Source organism: Streptomyces chromofuscus (assembly GCF_015160875.1).
Classification (GTDB): Bacteria; Actinomycetota; Actinomycetes; order Streptomycetales; family Streptomycetaceae; genus Streptomyces; species Streptomyces chromofuscus.
This window is the reverse complement of the sequence record NZ_CP063374.1, coordinates 2,583,402-2,598,333: the sequence shown is the minus strand read 5'-3', so window position 1 is coordinate 2,598,333 and position 14,932 is coordinate 2,583,402. Positions and strand designations below refer to the sequence as shown.

11 protein-coding genes are annotated in these 14,932 nt (G+C 75.7%); 2 read left to right on the top strand and 9 right to left on the bottom strand.

All coding sequences use genetic code 11. The annotated features are described in order from the left end of the window. Positions 1-14: 14 nt before the first annotated feature. From IPT68_RS11670 to IPT68_RS11640, 7 genes are all read right to left on the bottom strand, one after another. Entirely contained in the window at positions 15-1,022 is a 1,008-nt protein-coding gene (locus IPT68_RS11670; protein WP_189696716.1) for a DUF5914 domain-containing protein, read from the bottom strand. After that, a complete protein-coding gene (locus tag IPT68_RS11665; protein WP_189696717.1) occupies positions 1,019-2,023 on the bottom strand; it encodes a phytoene/squalene synthase family protein in 1,005 nt (334 codons plus the stop codon). The genes IPT68_RS11670 and IPT68_RS11665 overlap by 4 nt, the downstream gene beginning before the upstream one ends. Then, on the bottom strand, positions 2,020-3,567 hold the full coding sequence (locus tag IPT68_RS11660) for a phytoene desaturase (protein ID WP_189696718.1): 1,548 nt from the start codon (positions 3,565-3,567) through the stop codon (positions 2,020-2,022). The genes IPT68_RS11665 and IPT68_RS11660 overlap by 4 nt, the downstream gene beginning before the upstream one ends. After that, positions 3,564-4,880: a polyprenyl synthetase family protein gene (locus IPT68_RS11655; RefSeq protein ID WP_189696719.1), complete on the bottom strand. Its 1,317-nt coding sequence runs from the start codon at positions 4,878-4,880 to the stop codon at positions 3,564-3,566. Before IPT68_RS11655 ends, IPT68_RS11660 begins: the two co-directional genes overlap by 4 nt. 82 nt (positions 4,881-4,962) lie before the next feature. Further along, positions 4,963-6,468: a cryptochrome/photolyase family protein gene (locus tag IPT68_RS11650; RefSeq protein ID WP_189696720.1), complete on the bottom strand. Its 1,506-nt coding sequence runs from the start codon at positions 6,466-6,468 to the stop codon at positions 4,963-4,965. Positions 6,469-6,478: 10 nt separating this feature from the next. Then, the gene (locus tag IPT68_RS11645) at positions 6,479-7,852 is read right to left on the bottom strand and encodes a cryptochrome/photolyase family protein (RefSeq protein ID WP_189696721.1); all 1,374 of its coding nucleotides are present in this window, start codon (positions 7,850-7,852) and stop codon (positions 6,479-6,481) included. 199 nt (positions 7,853-8,051) lie between these two features. Beyond that, positions 8,052-9,614, bottom strand: coding sequence for an SDR family oxidoreductase (locus IPT68_RS11640; RefSeq protein WP_189696722.1), 1,563 nt, complete (start codon positions 9,612-9,614; stop codon positions 8,052-8,054). A gap of 299 nt (positions 9,615-9,913) precedes the next feature. Here IPT68_RS11640 and IPT68_RS11635 point away from each other — a divergent pair, with 299 nt between their 5' ends. Next, positions 9,914-10,339 carry a MarR family winged helix-turn-helix transcriptional regulator gene (locus IPT68_RS11635; RefSeq protein WP_373300514.1) on the top strand — a complete coding sequence of 142 codons (426 nt, stop codon included), beginning with the start codon at positions 9,914-9,916 and terminating at the stop codon, positions 10,337-10,339. Between the two features lie 141 nt (positions 10,340-10,480). Continuing rightward, positions 10,481-12,550 carry an MMPL family transporter gene (locus IPT68_RS11630; protein WP_189696723.1) on the top strand — a complete coding sequence of 690 codons (2,070 nt, stop codon included), beginning with the start codon at positions 10,481-10,483 and terminating at the stop codon, positions 12,548-12,550. Between the two features lie 30 nt (positions 12,551-12,580). On the opposite strand, the gene IPT68_RS11625 is transcribed toward IPT68_RS11630, so the two are convergent. Next, positions 12,581-14,119 carry an NAD(P)/FAD-dependent oxidoreductase gene (locus tag IPT68_RS11625; RefSeq protein WP_228040380.1) on the bottom strand — a complete coding sequence of 513 codons (1,539 nt, stop codon included), beginning with the start codon at positions 14,117-14,119 and terminating at the stop codon, positions 12,581-12,583. 35 nt (positions 14,120-14,154) lie between these two features. Continuing rightward, complete coding sequence (locus tag IPT68_RS11620; RefSeq protein ID WP_189696724.1) at positions 14,155-14,931, bottom strand: class I SAM-dependent methyltransferase; 777 nt, start codon at positions 14,929-14,931, stop codon at positions 14,155-14,157. Position 14,932: the final 1 nt, after the last annotated feature.

Sequence of the window (14,932 nt, the reverse complement as noted above, 5' to 3'; positions counted from 1 at the left end):
GCCGTGGTGCCGGGTCAGCCGGGAAAACGTCCGGTGGACCGCAGCAGCCGGCGGCGCTCGGCGTAGGCCAGGTCGTCGCGCCACAGACGCCCGGCGGCGGCGCGGACCAGCGGACGCAGCACGGGCGCCATGGCGCGCGCCACGGCGAACCCCCGGCGGTCGGAGGCCGCGACGACCGCCTCGATCACGGCGGTGCGCGGCCTGCCCCGGTCGTCCGGGCCGAGCGGCGTGGCATGGGTCTCGACGACGGAGCCGACGCCCTCCCCCTCCTCGATGCGCATCACCACGGTGCGCGGCTCGGGCGCCGTGAAGACGGCCCGCACCGGCACCACCAGCCGCCCGGCCACCTTGAACGACACGTCGACGGCGAAACCGTCGCCGTCGCCCGCGGCGGCGACGCCCGGCGCGTCGACGACGGTGAGGTCCACGAAGGAGTACGGGTGGAACCAGGCGCCGTGCCACGGGTCGAGGCGGTTGGCGACCACGTCCTCGGGCTCGCAGATGCCGATGCCCGTGTACACGGAGTGCAGGGCGCCGGCAAGAGCGGGCCGGGCGGGCACCACGGGGGCCGCACGCGGCGCCTCGCCGCCGACGTCGTCCAGGCGGACCCACACGAGGACGCCGTCGTCGTGCGCGGGCAAAGGCTCCCAGCCCGCCGCCGGCCGGCCGTCCAGGGACAGGCCGTGCCAGTGGCAGATCAGGGTGCCGCAGCGCACCGGGCTGTCGGCGAGCGGCGCCCCGAGGTGCGGGCAGCTGCCGGGCCCGGCGACCAGCCGGCCCTCGCGGTCGCGCCACACGACCACTTCCCGGCCCGCCACCGTCCGGGCCAGCGGCCGGTCACGGGGCACGTCGCCGGTGGCGCCGACGACGTACCAGTTGCCCGACGGCCGCGCCTGGGCCCGTTTCAGCGCGGCGGCGATCACGGCGGGTCGGGCCTCGCGCCAGGTGGGCCGCTGCCGGGTCCAGGCCACCGGCTTCCTGCGCAGCCTCAGCGGGAACCGGCCCCGGCGGTCGGCGCTCATCCGGCCTCCTCGGGGACGACGGCGGCCGGCGGACACGGCGCCGCCGGCTCGGGACGCGGGGGAGCGGCGCCCGCGGCCGTCCGGGCCCGCAGCACGCGCAGGAGCCCGTCCCCGGCCACCGTGAGCCGCCGCCGCAGCGGAACCACCGCACGGCGGTGGACCACCGCGTACCCGTCCTCGGCGATGGCGTCCAGGATCCCTCCGTACAGCACGTACGCGGTGCGGATGCAGGGACGGGCGAGCGGTTCGAGCATCGCGATACCCGGCGCGGCCTCGCGGTAGACGCCGCGGGTCAGGTCCTCGGCGGCCCGCAGCGCCTCCGTGATCCGCCGGTCGCCGCGGCCGGTGCGCCTGCTCCACAGCAGCAGCTCGCGGTCGGCGCCGTGCGCGGCGAGCAGGTCGGCGGGGAGGTAGACGCGTCCGCGGTCGAGGTCCTCGCCGACGTCGCGCAGGAAGTTGGTGAGCTGGAAGGCCACGCCGAGCGCCGCGGCGTGCGGGGCGGCCTCGGCGCGCGGCACCACGGTGCCGAGGACGGGCAGCATCTGAAGCCCGATCACCGCGGCCGAGCCGTGCATGTAGGCGCGCAGGTCGGCGTAGGTGGCGTAGTCCGTGACGTCCAGGTCGCTGCGCATGGCGGCCATGAAGTCCGTGAAGTGCCGGTGGTCGATGGCGTGGCGGCGGGCGGTGTCCGCGAGGGCGTGCACGACGGGCTCGGTGCTGTGCCCCTCCTTCAGGCCGCGGGCCAGCCGGGCCTCCAGCAGGGCCAGTTGCCGTGCGCGGTCGCCGCGGGTGTGGCCGCAGCCCAGGGAGTCGACGATGTCGTCCGCCCAGCGGGCGAACCCGTACAGGGCGTGCACGGCCGGCCGGCGTTCCGGGGGCAGCAGCCGGGTGGCGAGGAAGTACGTCTTGCCGTGCCGCGCGTTCAGCACGCGGCACCGGGCGTAGGCGGCGCGGAGGTCCGGGTCGCAGATGCCGGCCGCGTCCAGCTCTCGGCTGGTCATGACGGGATCCCTTCGGGCGTCGTCGTGCCGTCGGTTCGGGGGCGGGAGCGCGGGGCCGGCGTCGTCGGCCCGGTGACGCGGGCGGCGGCGAGCTTGCCGGACAGCAGCACGGTCGGGACGCCGACACCGGGTGTGGTGCCGCACCCGGCGAGCACGGCGTTGTCCGTGCCGCGCACCAGGTTGCGGGGCCGGAACGGGCCGGTCTGGCGGAAGGTGTGGGCGGCGGAGAACGGGGTCCCCGCCGCGTGGCCCTGCGCCTGCCAGTCGGCGGGCGTGACCAGGCACTCCTCCTCGATGGCGGCGCCCAGGCCGGCCAGCCCCCGGCGTTCGAGTTCGGTGAGGACGCGGTCGCGGTAACGGGGCGCGAGGTCACGCCAGTCGGCCGCGCCCGGCCCGATGTCGGTGTTGGGGCAGGGGGCGAGGACGTAGTGCAGGTGACGACCGGGCGGGGCAAGGCCCGGGTCGGTGGCGGTGGGCCGGGTGATCAGCAGGGACGGGTCGGACATCAGGTCGCCGGTGCGGGTGAGTTCGTCGAAGGTGCCGTGCCACCGCGCGCCGAAGGACAGGGTGTGGTGGGCGAGTTGCGGCCAGGTGCGGTCGGTGCCCGCGTGCAGCACGACGGCCGACGGCGCGTGCGTCAGCCGGGCCGGGCGGCGCGGGGCCCGCCCCAGCAGCCGGTAGGCCACGGGCAGGTCGGGGGTGAGGACGACCGCGTCGCAGGGGATGCGCTCCTCGGCGGTCACCACCGCGGTGACCCGGCTGCCCCGGCGCTCCAGCCGGACGACCTCCTGCCCGTAGCGGAACTCGGCGCCCGCCGTCGCCGCGGCGTCCGCCATGGCCTGCGGCAGCGCGTGCATGCCGCCGCGCGGGAAGTAGACCCCGGCCACGGTGTCCATGTAGGCGATCACCGCGTAGGCGGCGAGGGCGCGCCGCGGCGGGACGCCGGCGTACAGGGCCTGGAAGGAGAACACCCGGCGCAGCCGCTCGTCCCGCAGATGACGGCCGATGGCCGGGTCCAGCCGGCCGAAGCCGCCCAGGGCGGCGAGGCGCGCCAGGTCCCAGGTGACCAGATCCAGGGGCGAGTCGAAGTTGCGGTCGATGAACCGGCGCATCTGGACCCGGTGCAGCCGCTCCAGCCAGTCGCGCAGCCGCCGGTACCCGGCGGCCTCCGCCGCGCCCGCGAACCGCTCGACCTCCGCCTCCATGGCCTCGCCGTCCGTGTGCACGTCCAGTGCGCTGCCGTCGGCGAAGAGCGCCCGGTAGGCGGGTCGCAGCCCGATCAGCTCGACCCGGTCGGCGAGGCGCTCCCCGACCGCCGCGAAGGCCTCGTCCGCCAGATGCGGCATCGTCAGCACCGTGGGCCCCGTGTCGATGCGGTAGCCCGCGCGGGTCAGACGCCCGGCGCGTCCGCCCGGCAGCGCGTCGCGCTCGACGACGGTGACACGGCGGCCGGCGCCCAGCAGGTGCAGGGCGGCCGACAGGCCCGAGAGACCGGCGCCGACGACCACCACGTGGTCGGTCGGGCCGGGCAGCGTCCGCGTCATCGGCCCGCCCCCTCGGCCTCGGCGGCGTGCGCGAGAGCGGGCGGTCCGGCGTCGTCCGGTGGTCGTGTCGCGCCGGCCGGACGCGCCGGGTGCACGCCCGCCACGGCGAGCAGCAGCCGTTCCAGCTCGGCGGCGCCCGCGCCGTCCAGGCGGGCGTCGCGCAGATGACGGACGCCGCACCCCACCAGCCGGTCGATCTTCTCCTCCACGGCGTCGCGCGCGCCGGTGGAGACGAGGACCCGCCGTAGCGAGGCGAGGCCGGACTCCGGCAGATCGGCCCGGCCGTGCGTGCCGTCCAGCACGGCGAGCGCCTCCACGTCGCCGGCCGCTTCCGCCCACGCCCGGGCCACGGTGAAGACGTAGGTCGGTTTGCCGTTGCGCAGGTCGCCGCCCGCCGGCTTGCCGGTGCGGCCGGGATCGGCGAACACGTCCTCGAGGTCGTCGCGCAGCTGGAACGCCAGCCCGACGCACCGCCCGGCGGACGACAGCGCCGTCGTGGTGGCCGCGTCCGCTCCGGCCAGCGCGGCGCCCAGCGCCATCGGCCGCTCGACCGAGTACAGGGCGCTTTTGAGGGTGGCGGCCCGCAGCGCCCGGGGCACGTCGTGCGAGCGGGTGGCCTGCCCCTGGACGTCCAGGTACTGTCCGGCCACCATCTCGGTGCGCATGTCCCGCCACAGCTCCCGCACCCGCCGTGCGCTGCGCTCCGGCACCTCGGTGTCGGCGATCAGGTCGTCCGCCCAGGCCAGCGCCAGGTCCCCGGCGAGTATCGCGGTGGCCTCCCCGAGCCGTTCGGCCCGTCCGTCCGGCGCGGCACCCCGGTACTGGGCGGCGACGGAGACGTGCAGGGCGGGCCGGCCGCGGCGCACGCGCGCGCCGTCCATGACGTCGTCGTGGGCCAGCGCGCAGGTCTGGATGAGCTCCAGGGCCGCCCCGACCCGCAGCGCCGCCCTCGCGGCGGCGTCGTCCCGGCCGCCGCAGGCGCGCATCGTCCACCACACGATCCGGGAGCGGAACCGCCTGCCGCCGTCCAGGGTGAAGTGGGCGACGCGCCGGGCCACGTCGCGGGCGAACAGGGGGTCCGCGGTGGCGGCCCGGGTGAGGTTGTCGGCCAGGGCGTGCCCGAGCACCCGGTCGACGGCGGCCCTGACGTCCCGGTCGACGGCGTCCACCCGGAGCCCGTCCACGGCGAGGCTCTCGGCCCCCGCCGGGTCCGGGGGCGCCTGCAGGTGGGGCAGGTCGGGCGCCCCCGGTGACCGGTGCGGGGCTGGGTCCGCCGTTTCGGCGCGGCGGTCCGTGGGGTGGCTGGCACGCATGCCGGGTCCTCTCCTCGGTGGCACGGCACTGTGTCCATGCCTTCCGCGCCGCGGACCGGAACGGATGCGCCAAAAGGGTGTGTCACGGAGGGGCGTCGCCTCGCTGTCGCTCCTGGCGGACCACGGCGTCCACGTCGGGGAGCCGGTCCAGGCCCCGTACGGCCTGCCGCATCCGGGGGTTGTCCACCAGTCGGGCGCGGTGCCGGTGCAGGAAGGCCCAGTAGCCGGCGGTGTACGGGCAGGCGCGTTCGCCGACGCGTTCGGTGGGCCGGTAGGCGCAGCCGCCGCACAGATCGCTCATCCGGTGCACGTACGCCCCGCCGGAGGTGTAGGGCTTGGTCGTCATCCGCCCGCCGTCGGCGTACTGTGACATGCCCACGACGTTGGGCAGCATCACCCAGTCGTAGCCGTCGACGAAGCAGCGGTGGAACCAGTCGGTCACCGCGCGGGGGTCCCAGCCGCGTTGCAGCGCGTGGCTGCCGAGCACCATCAGCCGCTGGATGTGGTGGGTCCAGCCGGTGTCGCGGACCTGCGCGAGGGCGGTGGACAGGCAGCGGGCGGTGACGGCGTCGGCGTCGAGGTCGAGGAACCACTCGGGCAGCGGCGCGTGGTGCCCGAGCGCGTTGTGGTGGCGGTAGTCCTCACCGAAGTACCAGTACAGGTGCCACACGTACTCCCGCCAGCCCGCGATCTGCCGGACGAACCCCTCCACGCTGTTGACCGGCGCCCGCCCCGCCCGCCAGGCCGCCTCGGCCAGGTCGACGCACTCGGCGGGGTCGAGCAGGCCGAGGTTCAGCGACGAGGACAGCAGGCTGTGGTTCAGCACCGGGTCCCCGGCGAGCATCGCGTCCTCGTACGGCCCGAAACCGCCCAGGCGGTGGTCGACGAACCGGTGGAGCGCCGCGAGCGCCTCGCGGCGGGAGGCGGGGAACAGCCGCGGGCCGTCGCGGCCGACGAAGCGGATGCCCTCCTCGCGCTCCCAGCGGTCCAGGTCACGCCGTACCTCGTCGTCGATCCCGTCCTCGCGGGGCCGGTAGGGGGCGGGCGAGTCCAGAGTGCGGGCCCCGCGCGGCGGCGGCAGCCGGTTGTCGTGGTCGTGGTTCCACCGGCCGCCCGCCGGCCGGTCGCCGTCGAGCAGCAGGCCGTGCGCGCGCCGCACCCAGTGGTAGAAGTCCTCCTGCAACAGCCGTCCCCGCCCTCGGCCCCCCGCCCAGGCGCGGAAGTCCTCGTGCGGCACCAGGAAGCCGCGGGCCGGCAGGACCGAGACCCGGTCGAGGGACGAGACCAGGCGCAGGGCGGCCCGCGAGGTGGGGTGGAAGACGGTCACCTCGCCGTCGCCGACGGCCTCGCGCAGACCCTCGCGATAGGTCTCGGCGCGCACGTAGCGGACCCGGTCGCCGAGTTCGGCGGCCCGGTGCCGCATCGCGGACAGCACCAGGTGCGCCTTGGCCCGGTGGAAGCGGCGGCGCCGGAAGACGGAACGCGCCTCGATCATCACGACCGGCGCCGAGCGGTCCGGCCCGCCGTCCCCGGGCGTGAGGAAGCGGGGGCCGAGCTGGTCCCCGAACAGCCAGTGCGCGGTCGCCACGGTCGTCCTCTCAGCCGCGGTCGCGGGCCCTCTTGAACCGGTCGAGGCCCTCGCGGAGGTCGATCAGGGGTTCCGGGTAGTCGAGCGCGGCACGCTCGGGCCCGCGCAGCTTCCACGGCTCGTGCACGGCGGGACCCTCGACCCCCGCCAGCTCGGGCACCCAGCGCCGCACGTACGCCCCGTCGGGGTCGTACCGCCTGGCCTGGAGGACCGGGTTGAGGACGCGGTGGGGCCGGGTGTCGGTGCCGGTCCCGGCCACCCACTGCCAGTTGAGCTGGTTGTTGGCGAGGTCCCCGTCGACGAGCAGGGACAGGAAGTGGTCGGCGCCGACGCGCCAGTCGACGTACAGCGTCTTCGCCAGGAAGGACGCCGTCAGCAGCCGGCCGCGGTTGTGCATCCAGCCCTCGTGTCGCAGCTGGCGCATCGCGGCGTCGACGACGGGGTAGCCGGTACGGCCCTCGCGCCACGCCTCGATGTCGCGGCGGGCCTCCGGTTCGCGGCGCCAGCGGTCGTCGCGGCCGCGGTAGTCGGCGGTGGCGGCGTCGGGCCGGGCGGCCAGGACCTGGCGGTGGAAGTCCCGCCAGGCGAGCTGCCGCACGAAGGCGTCGGCCCCCGGGCCGCCGACCCGGCGGGCCCGGTGGACGATCTCGACGGGGGAGAGGGTGCCGAAGTGCAGGTGCGGCGAGAGCCGGGAGGTGGTGTCGCCGGCCAGGTCGTCCTGGCGGTCCTCGTAGGCGCCCACGCGCCGGTTCAGCCACGCCGTCAGCTGCGTGCGGCCGTCCGTCTCGCCGCCGCGCGCCAGTCCGGGGGAGACGTCCGTGAGGGCGCGGCGGGAGGGCAGCGGCTCGGATCCGACGGTGTCGGGGACGCCCACCGAGCGCGGTGCGTCGAGGGGCCGGCGCAGTTTCTCCTGCGACCACCGGCGGAAGTAGGGCGTGAAGACGGAGAAGTGGTCCGCGCCGGACGGGGTGAGCGCGCCGGGGGCCACGGCCGTGGTGACCGTGTCGTGCACGTGCAGCCGTCTGCCGTCGGCCTCCAGCGCGGTGCGCAGGCGCTGCTCGCGGCGGTGGGCGTAGGCGCTGACGTCGGACGACATGTGCACCTCGTCGGCGTCGGCCTCGGCGGCCACCTTGCAGACCTCGTCCACGACGTCGCCGTAACGGACCACCAGCCGACCGCCCCGGGCCCGCAGCCCGGCGTCCAGGTCGCCCAGGCAGTCGACCAGGAAGGCCATCCGGTTCGGCACCGCGAAACCGGTGTCCGTCACGCCCCTGTCGCGGACGAACAGGGGGACCACATGCCGGGAGCCGTCGAGGGCGGCGCGCAGCGGCGGGTGGTCGTGCAGCCGCAGGTCGGCGGTGAACAGGACGACGGACACGTTCATGGGCGTGCTCCAGTTGAGTGAGCGGTGGACGCGGTGCGCGGCCGGCGGACCCGCTCAGGGGGCGCAGGCGCCCGGGACGACGGCGGGCACGGGGTGCGCGGCGCGGCGGACCGGGGGTGGGCCGGGGTTGCGCCGTTCCGCGGGGTCTCGCCGTCCCGCGGGTGGGCCGCATACCGGGTGCCCCGTGGGTGGGCCGGGGTCATGAGGTCGCCTCGCCGCCCCGGGCGGCGGTCGCGTGCGGGACCGCCGGGTCGCGCACGGCCGGGGACTCGGCCGTCGCCGCCGCGCGGGCGATGTTGCGGGCCATGCCGCCGAAGACGGCCGCGTGGAAGGGGGAGACGCCCCACCAGTACAGGTGTCCGAGCAGCCCGTGCGGGTGGAACAGGGCGCGCTGACGGTAGCGGGCGCGGCCGGAGCCCAGCGGCTCGGCGTACAGCTCCAGCCAGGCCAGGCCGGGCAGCCGCATCTCGGCCCGCAGCCGCAGCATGTGCCCCGGCTCGATGTCCTCCACGCGCCAGAAGTCGACGGCGTCGCCCACCCGCAGCCGGTCCGCGTCCCGGCGTCCGCGGCGCAGCCCCGCCCCGCCGATCAGCCGGTCCAGCCAGCCGCGTACCGACCAGGCCACCGGGAGGGAGTACCAGCCGTTGTCGCCGCCGATGCCCTCGATGATCCGCCACAGCGCGTCGCGCGAGGCGCCCACGGCCACCGCCCGCCTGTCCTCGTACAGGCTGCCGCCCGCCCAGTCGGGGTCCGTGGGCAGGGGATCGCTGGGCGCGCCGGGCAGCGCCGAGGAGGACCAGCGCGTGGTGACCTGGGCGTCCCGGACGCGTTGCAGCGCCAGCCGTACCGCCTCGTCGAAGCCGATCGACCCGCCGGGCGGATCGGGCACGTACCGGGCGATGTCGTGCTCGTGGCAGACGACCTCGTGGCGCAGGGACTCGGTCAGCGGGCGGGCGATGGACGGCGGAACGGGCGTCACCAGTCCGACCCAGTAGCTGGACAGCCGCGGCGTCAGCACCGGCACGGGGAAGATCAGCCGGCGGGGCAGGTCCGCGACCGCCGCGTACCGGAGCATCATGTCGCGGTACGTCAGGATCTCCGGGCCGCCGATGTCGAACGAGCGGTTCACCGAGGCCGGCATGCCGGCGCTGCCGACCAGCAGCCGCAGCACGTCCCGCACCGCGATGGGCTGGATGCGGGTGTGCACCCAGCTGGGTGTGACCATCACCGGCAGCCGCTCGGTGAGGTAGCGCAGCATCTCGAACGAGGCGGAGCCGGAGCCGATGATGACGGCGGCCCGCAGCACGGTCGTCGGCACGCCCGAGTCGAGGAAGATGCGCCCGACCTCGTCGCGGGAGCGCAGGTGGGGTGACAGGGCGTGGTCGGGGACGCCCGCGGGTTTCAGGCCGCCGAGGTAGACGATGCGGCGCACCCCGGCGGCGCGGGCCTGCTCGGCGAAGACGCGCGCCGCCCGCCGGTCGGACGCCTCGAAGTCGCGGCCCGTGCCCAGGGAGTGCACCAGGTAGTAGGCGACGTCGATGCCGCGCATCGCCTCGGCGACGGACGCGGCGTCGGTGACGTCGCCGCGCGCCACCTCGACATCGCCCGCCCACGCGTGGTCGCGCAGCTTGTCCGGTGAACGCGTCAGACAGCGCACCCGATGTCCCGCGTCCAGCAGTTCGGGGACGAGCCGGCCGCCGATGTAACCCGTGGCGCCGGTGACGAGGCTGTGCGGTCCCGGCGCGGTGGCGTTCTGGCGCATGGTCGTTCCTTGGTGTCGGCGCATCTGGGGTACCTTCCGCACTTGCGACCCGTTCGGATGCGGTGACGGGGGTGCCGTCCGGGTGGTGAGGGCTCACGGCCTGCGGAGTCCCGGGTCGTGGAGGTGTCCCGGGCCGTGGCGGGGCCGGGCGGAGGCCGGCGCCCACCGGGTACCCCGGACCGCGGCGCTGCTTCCTCTACGCTGATCAGGTGGCCGGAGCAGACGTGGAGCACAGCGGGTCGGGCGGGACCGTCGGGCCGTCCGGGGGCCGGGCCCCGAGCGGCGGCCGGGACGCCGACCTGCGCGCCCTGGCAGTGGCGCTGCGCCGGATGCACGGCGAGATCGGCCGCGTGACCCAGCGCTTCGCGGGGGAGCGGGGCCTGCACGCCACGGACGTGCAGGCACTGGCGGCGATCCTGGACGCCGAGGAGCCCATGACGCCGGGCCGGCTGCGCGAGAGCCTCGGACTGACCTCGGGAGCGGTCACCGCGTGCGTGGACCGGCTGGAGCGCGCCGGGCACATCCGCCGGGTCCGCGAGAGCAGCGATCGCCGCGTCGTGCACCTGTACTACGTGGACGACGCCCGCGCCGCGGCCCGCACCCACTTCCGTCCGCTGGCCGACGCCACGCGGTCCGCCATGGAGCACTTCAGCGACGACGAGCTGTCCGTGGTGCGCCGCTTCCTGGCCGTCCTCAACGAGGAACTGGCCACGGAGAGGAACTGACGGGTTCCGGGCGCATCCGAGGGGCCGCCGTACCGGGAACGAGGGGTGTCACCTACGATCACCGCGGCTCGAATTTATCTCAATCATTGAGATTCTTTTTTATTGAGCATGTTGCCGCCATGCCTGGAGAACCGGAGAACCATGTCCGTCACCCCCCGACGAGCGCGCCGGCTCGTCCCCGTCCTCCTGCTGATCGCCTGGCTCGGCATCGGCGGCGCCCTCGGCCCGTTCGCCGGCCGGCTCGGCGAGGTCGCCACCAACGACCAGGCGGCCTTCCTGCCGCGCAGCGCCGAGTCCACCAAGGTCGTCGCGGAGCAACGCGCCTTCAGCCGGGCGGAGACGCTGCCCGCGATCGTCGTCTGGACCACGCGGGGCGAGGCGAGCGGCGCACAGCCCGCGGCCACCCGGGCGCTCGCCTCGCTGGCCGGCACGCCGGGCGTCACCGGACGGCTCTCACCCGCGCTGGTCTCGCGGGACGGCGCCGCCCTCCAGGGCGTCGTCCAGCTCCGCCCCGACCTCGGCGAGGAGCTGCCCGCGGCACTGGACCGGATCCGGGCCGCGGCCGAGCGGGTACCGGGGACCACGGTGGGGCTGGCCGGCCCCGCCGCCACCCGGGCGGACCTCTCCGACGCCTTCGCCGGGATCGACGGGCTGCTGCTGTTGGTGGCCCTGATCACCGTCCTGGTGATCCTGCTGCTGGTCTACCGCAGCCTGCTGCTGCCCCTGGTAGTGATCCTCGGCTCGGTGTTCTCCCTCGGGCTGGCCTGCGCGGTCGTGTACGCGCTCGCCGACCACGACGTCGTGCGCGTCGACGGCCAGGTCCAGGGCATCCTGTCCATCCTGGTGATCGGCGCGGCCACCGACTACGCGCTGCTGCTGACCGCCCGCTACCGGGAGGAACTCGGCCTGCACGACGACCGGTTCGCGGCCGTGCGGGCCGCGCTGCGGCAGTCCTGGGGCGCCATCGTCGCCAGCGCCGCGACGGTCGCGCTGGGTCTGCTGGCCCTGCTGCTGAGCGACCTGACGAACAACCGGGCCCTCGGACCGGTCGGCGCCATCGGCATCGTGTGCGCCGTGCTCAGCGCCCTCACGTTCCTGCCGGCCGCCCTCGTCCTGCTCGGCCGGGCCGCGTACTGGCCCGCCAAGCCCCGGCCCGGCGGGTCGGCGGACGCCTCGACCGGCGTGTGGCGCAGGATCGCGGACCTCGTCGACCGGGCGCCCCGCAAGGTCTGGGCCATCGCGCTGGCCGCGCTGCTGGCCTGCGCCGCCCTGGCACCGACCCTCACGTCCAAGGGCGTCCCGCTGGACGAGATCTTCGTGGACGACGCCCCGTCCGTCGCCGCGCAGCGCACCCTCGGCGAGCACTTCCCCGGCGGCGCGGGCAACCCCACGGTAGTGATCGCCGACGCCGGGCGGCTGGACCGGGTCGTCGCGGCGGCCAGGACCACCGAGGGGGTCGCCGCGGTGGCACCCGTGACACGGTCCGGACGTCCGGGCGAGGAGCCGTTCGTGGTCGACGGGCGGGCGCGGGTGGACGTCACCCTGGAGTCGGCCGCGGACAGCGACGCGGCCAAGGACACCGTCGCCCGCCTACGGACCGCCGTGCGGGCCGGGCCGGACGCGGACGCGCTCGTCGGCGGCTACACCGCCCAGCAGTACGACACGCTGCGCACGGCCGAACGCGACCGCACCCTCATCGTGCCCGTCGTCCTCGCGGTGATCTTCCTGGTCCTCGTCGGGCTGCTGCGGTCCCTGCTCGCGCCCGCCCTGCTCGTGGCCACCGTGGCGCTCAACTTCCTCGCCACCCTGGGGATCGCGTCCCTGGTGTTCACGCACGTGTTCGGCTTCACCGGCACCGATCCCTCGGTGCCGCTGTACGGCTTCGTGTTCCTCGTGGCGCTGGGCGTGGACTACAACATCTTCCTCATGTCCCGGGTACGGGAGGAGTCGCTGCGCCACGGCGTGCGCGAGGGCATACTGCGCGGACTGGTCACCACGGGCGGCGTCATCACCTCCGCCGGCGTCGTGCTCGCGGCGACCTTCGCCGCGCTCGGCGTCATCCCGCTGGCCTTCCTCGCGCAGATCGCCTTCATCGTGGCCTTCGGCGTCCTGCTGGACACCCTGGTGGTGCGGTCCCTGCTGGTGCCCGCCCTGGTACGGGACATCGGGGCCCCGGTGTGGTGGCCGGGGCGGCTCGGACGCAAGCGGTAGCCGCCCCGCGCGGCCGGCCCCGCTCGCGGGTCATTTCTCCGCGAGCAGGGCCGTCAGGGCCCGCAGCACCGCCGACCGGCCGCGCTCCGGCACCGTCCGCAAGGGCTCGGCCCGCACCCCCCACCGGCGCAACAGGACGTTGGCGGCCAGGAATCCGCTGGTCGCGGCGCGCTCCATGAGCGCGACCGGCAGACCGGTGGCGACCATGTCACCGGCCACGACGACCGCCGGGTCCGCCGTCCGCACGCGCGGGCGGCGGTCGTAGCCGCCCACCTCGAACAGCGGACAGTCCTCCCGCCACTCGTGGCGGCAGTCGACCACCCCCGCGTCGCGGGTCTCCGGATACACCCGGTGCAACTGGCTCACCAGCCGCTCCTGCACCTCCTTGCGGTCGGCGCCCGGCGGGACGGCGTAGGCGTGCAGTTCGACCACGCAGCCGCCGGTGCGCAGCGACCAGCGGTGGGCCTCGCCCTCCCAGCGGTTCAGGACACTGATGTTGTCCAGCGCGTCGTACCCGCTGGTGCCCAGGAACGCCGGGCGGTCGGGGTGCACCGGCCGGTCCAGCCACAGCCGGGACACCAGGAACGGCGGGGCGGTGCGCAGCCCGGCGACGTTCTCGCGCCAGGTCCGGTCGACCAGGTCCGGCGACGCGGCCGCGACCTGCCGCAGGCCCGGCACGTCCGTCGCCAGCACCACGGCGTCGTAGGTCCGGGTCCTGCCCGCCGCCTCCACGCCCACCGTGCCGTCCGGGTTCGGGGCCACCGACTCCACCGGGCTGGCCGTGCGGACCGTCGCCCCGCGTTCCTGGAGGTAGTCCCCGAGGGGCTCCCACAGTGCCTGGGGGAAGGGCTCCCGCGGCACGTCGAACAGCAGCCCCTCGCTGGAGCCGAGGAAGTAGACGTGGAACATGAGCGCCAGTTCCGCCGCGGACAGCTCCCGGGGATCGGCGAAGAAGCTGCGCGAGAAGACCTCGAAGGCGAGATGCCGGGCCGCCGCGGGAAACCCGATGCGGGACAGGAAGTCGTGCGCGCTGATCCCGTCCAGCCGCTGGTGGATCCCCGGAACGCGGACGTCCAGCAGCGGCAGCGCGGAGCGCGGGTTCATGGCCAGCAGGTCCCGCCGGCCGAACGTCGGGCTGAGCGCGACGAAGCCCAGGGCGTTCAGCGGGGGAGTGCGCGGCACGCGGGCGAAGCTGTCGAGCATCCCGGCGCTGTTGCGCAGCGGATAGTCGGGCAGGGCGGTCAGCCCGTGCAGGCCCGGGTCGGTCCGCCGCAACAGCGCCCGCAGGTTGTAGTACTGCCGGAAGAACGCGTGGAAGCCGCGGGTCATGGTGGCCGACGACCCGTCGGCCAGCTGCACCTGCCACCCCGCCAGCCGCCCGCCGAGGTCGGACTCCCGCTCCAGCAGGGTCACCCGCACCCCGCGCTCGGTCAGCACCGTGGCCGCCGCGAGCCCGGCGATGCCACCGCCGACGACGGCGACCGCCGGACCGGCGCCCTCCAGGCGCGGCACGCCCGTACGGTCCGTCAGCAGGCGCGCCTTGCGGTCCCTTCCGTACCCTTCGCTCACCAGGCCCCTCCCGCGGTCCCGTCGGCGGCTCTCGTTCACGAGGACCTCCCGCGGTCCCCGCCGTGGGCCCCGCCCGTGCGCCGCACGGCCGACGCCGCTCGCGTGGCCGGCAGCCGCGCCACGAACGTGTGGGTGATCCCCGTCTGCCAGCCCGTCAGCGGCAGCGTCCGCACGTCCGCGAACCCGGCCCGCGCCAGCCGCGCCGCGAACGCACCCGCCGTGTCGAATTCGACGACGCTGCGCCACAGGTGCTCGTACAGCCTGTCGTCCCCGGTGCGCCGGGACACCGGAAGGACCAGGCCCTTGCACACCGCCGTCCACACCGCGCGGTGCTGCGCCCGGCCGGTGAGGGTGTATTCGTGCACCGCGAGCCGCCCGCCCGGGACGAGCACGTCCCGCACGTTCGACAGGACCCGGTCCGGGTCGGCGACGTTGCGGAACAGGTAGGCGGCGAACACGGCGTCGAACGGCCCGTCGACCCCGGCAGTGGCCAGCTTCTCCGCGGGGGCGTGCACGAAGCGGACGCGGGTCGGCCAGCGCTTGGTCCGCGCCCTGGCGAGCATCCCCGCCGACGCGTCCACCGCGGTGATCCGCGCGCGCGGCGCGGCGGCGAGCAGGGCGGCCGTGGAGGCGCCGGTGCCGCAGCCCACGTCGAGCAGCCGCAGGCCACTGCCGCCGTCGGGCAGCGCCAGCCGCCGGGCGGAGCGGCGCAACTGGCTGTGGTAGCCGGGGTTGGCGGCGACCATCCGGTCGTAGGACGGCGCCGCGTGGTCGAACGCGGCCGACAGTGCGGCGTCGCGCAGCAGTGACATC

Coding starts and splice junctions, on each gene's coding strand:
- IPT68_RS11630 (WP_189696723.1), top strand. CDS start 10,481: ATGTCCGTCACCCCCCGACGAGCGCGCCGGCTCGTCCCCGTCCTCCTG.
- IPT68_RS11660 (WP_189696718.1), bottom strand. CDS start 3,567: ATGACGCGGACGCTGCCCGGCCCGACCGACCACGTGGTGGTCGTCGGC.
- IPT68_RS11640 (WP_189696722.1), bottom strand. CDS start 9,614: ATGCGCCAGAACGCCACCGCGCCGGGACCGCACAGCCTCGTCACCGGC.
- IPT68_RS11665 (WP_189696717.1), bottom strand. CDS start 2,023: ATGACCAGCCGAGAGCTGGACGCGGCCGGCATCTGCGACCCGGACCTC.
- IPT68_RS11620 (WP_189696724.1), bottom strand. CDS start 14,931: ATGTCACTGCTGCGCGACGCCGCACTGTCGGCCGCGTTCGACCACGCG.
- IPT68_RS11655 (WP_189696719.1), bottom strand. CDS start 4,880: ATGCGTGCCAGCCACCCCACGGACCGCCGCGCCGAAACGGCGGACCCA.
- IPT68_RS11645 (WP_189696721.1), bottom strand. CDS start 7,852: ATGAACGTGTCCGTCGTCCTGTTCACCGCCGACCTGCGGCTGCACGAC.
- IPT68_RS11670 (WP_189696716.1), bottom strand. CDS start 1,022: ATGAGCGCCGACCGCCGGGGCCGGTTCCCGCTGAGGCTGCGCAGGAAG.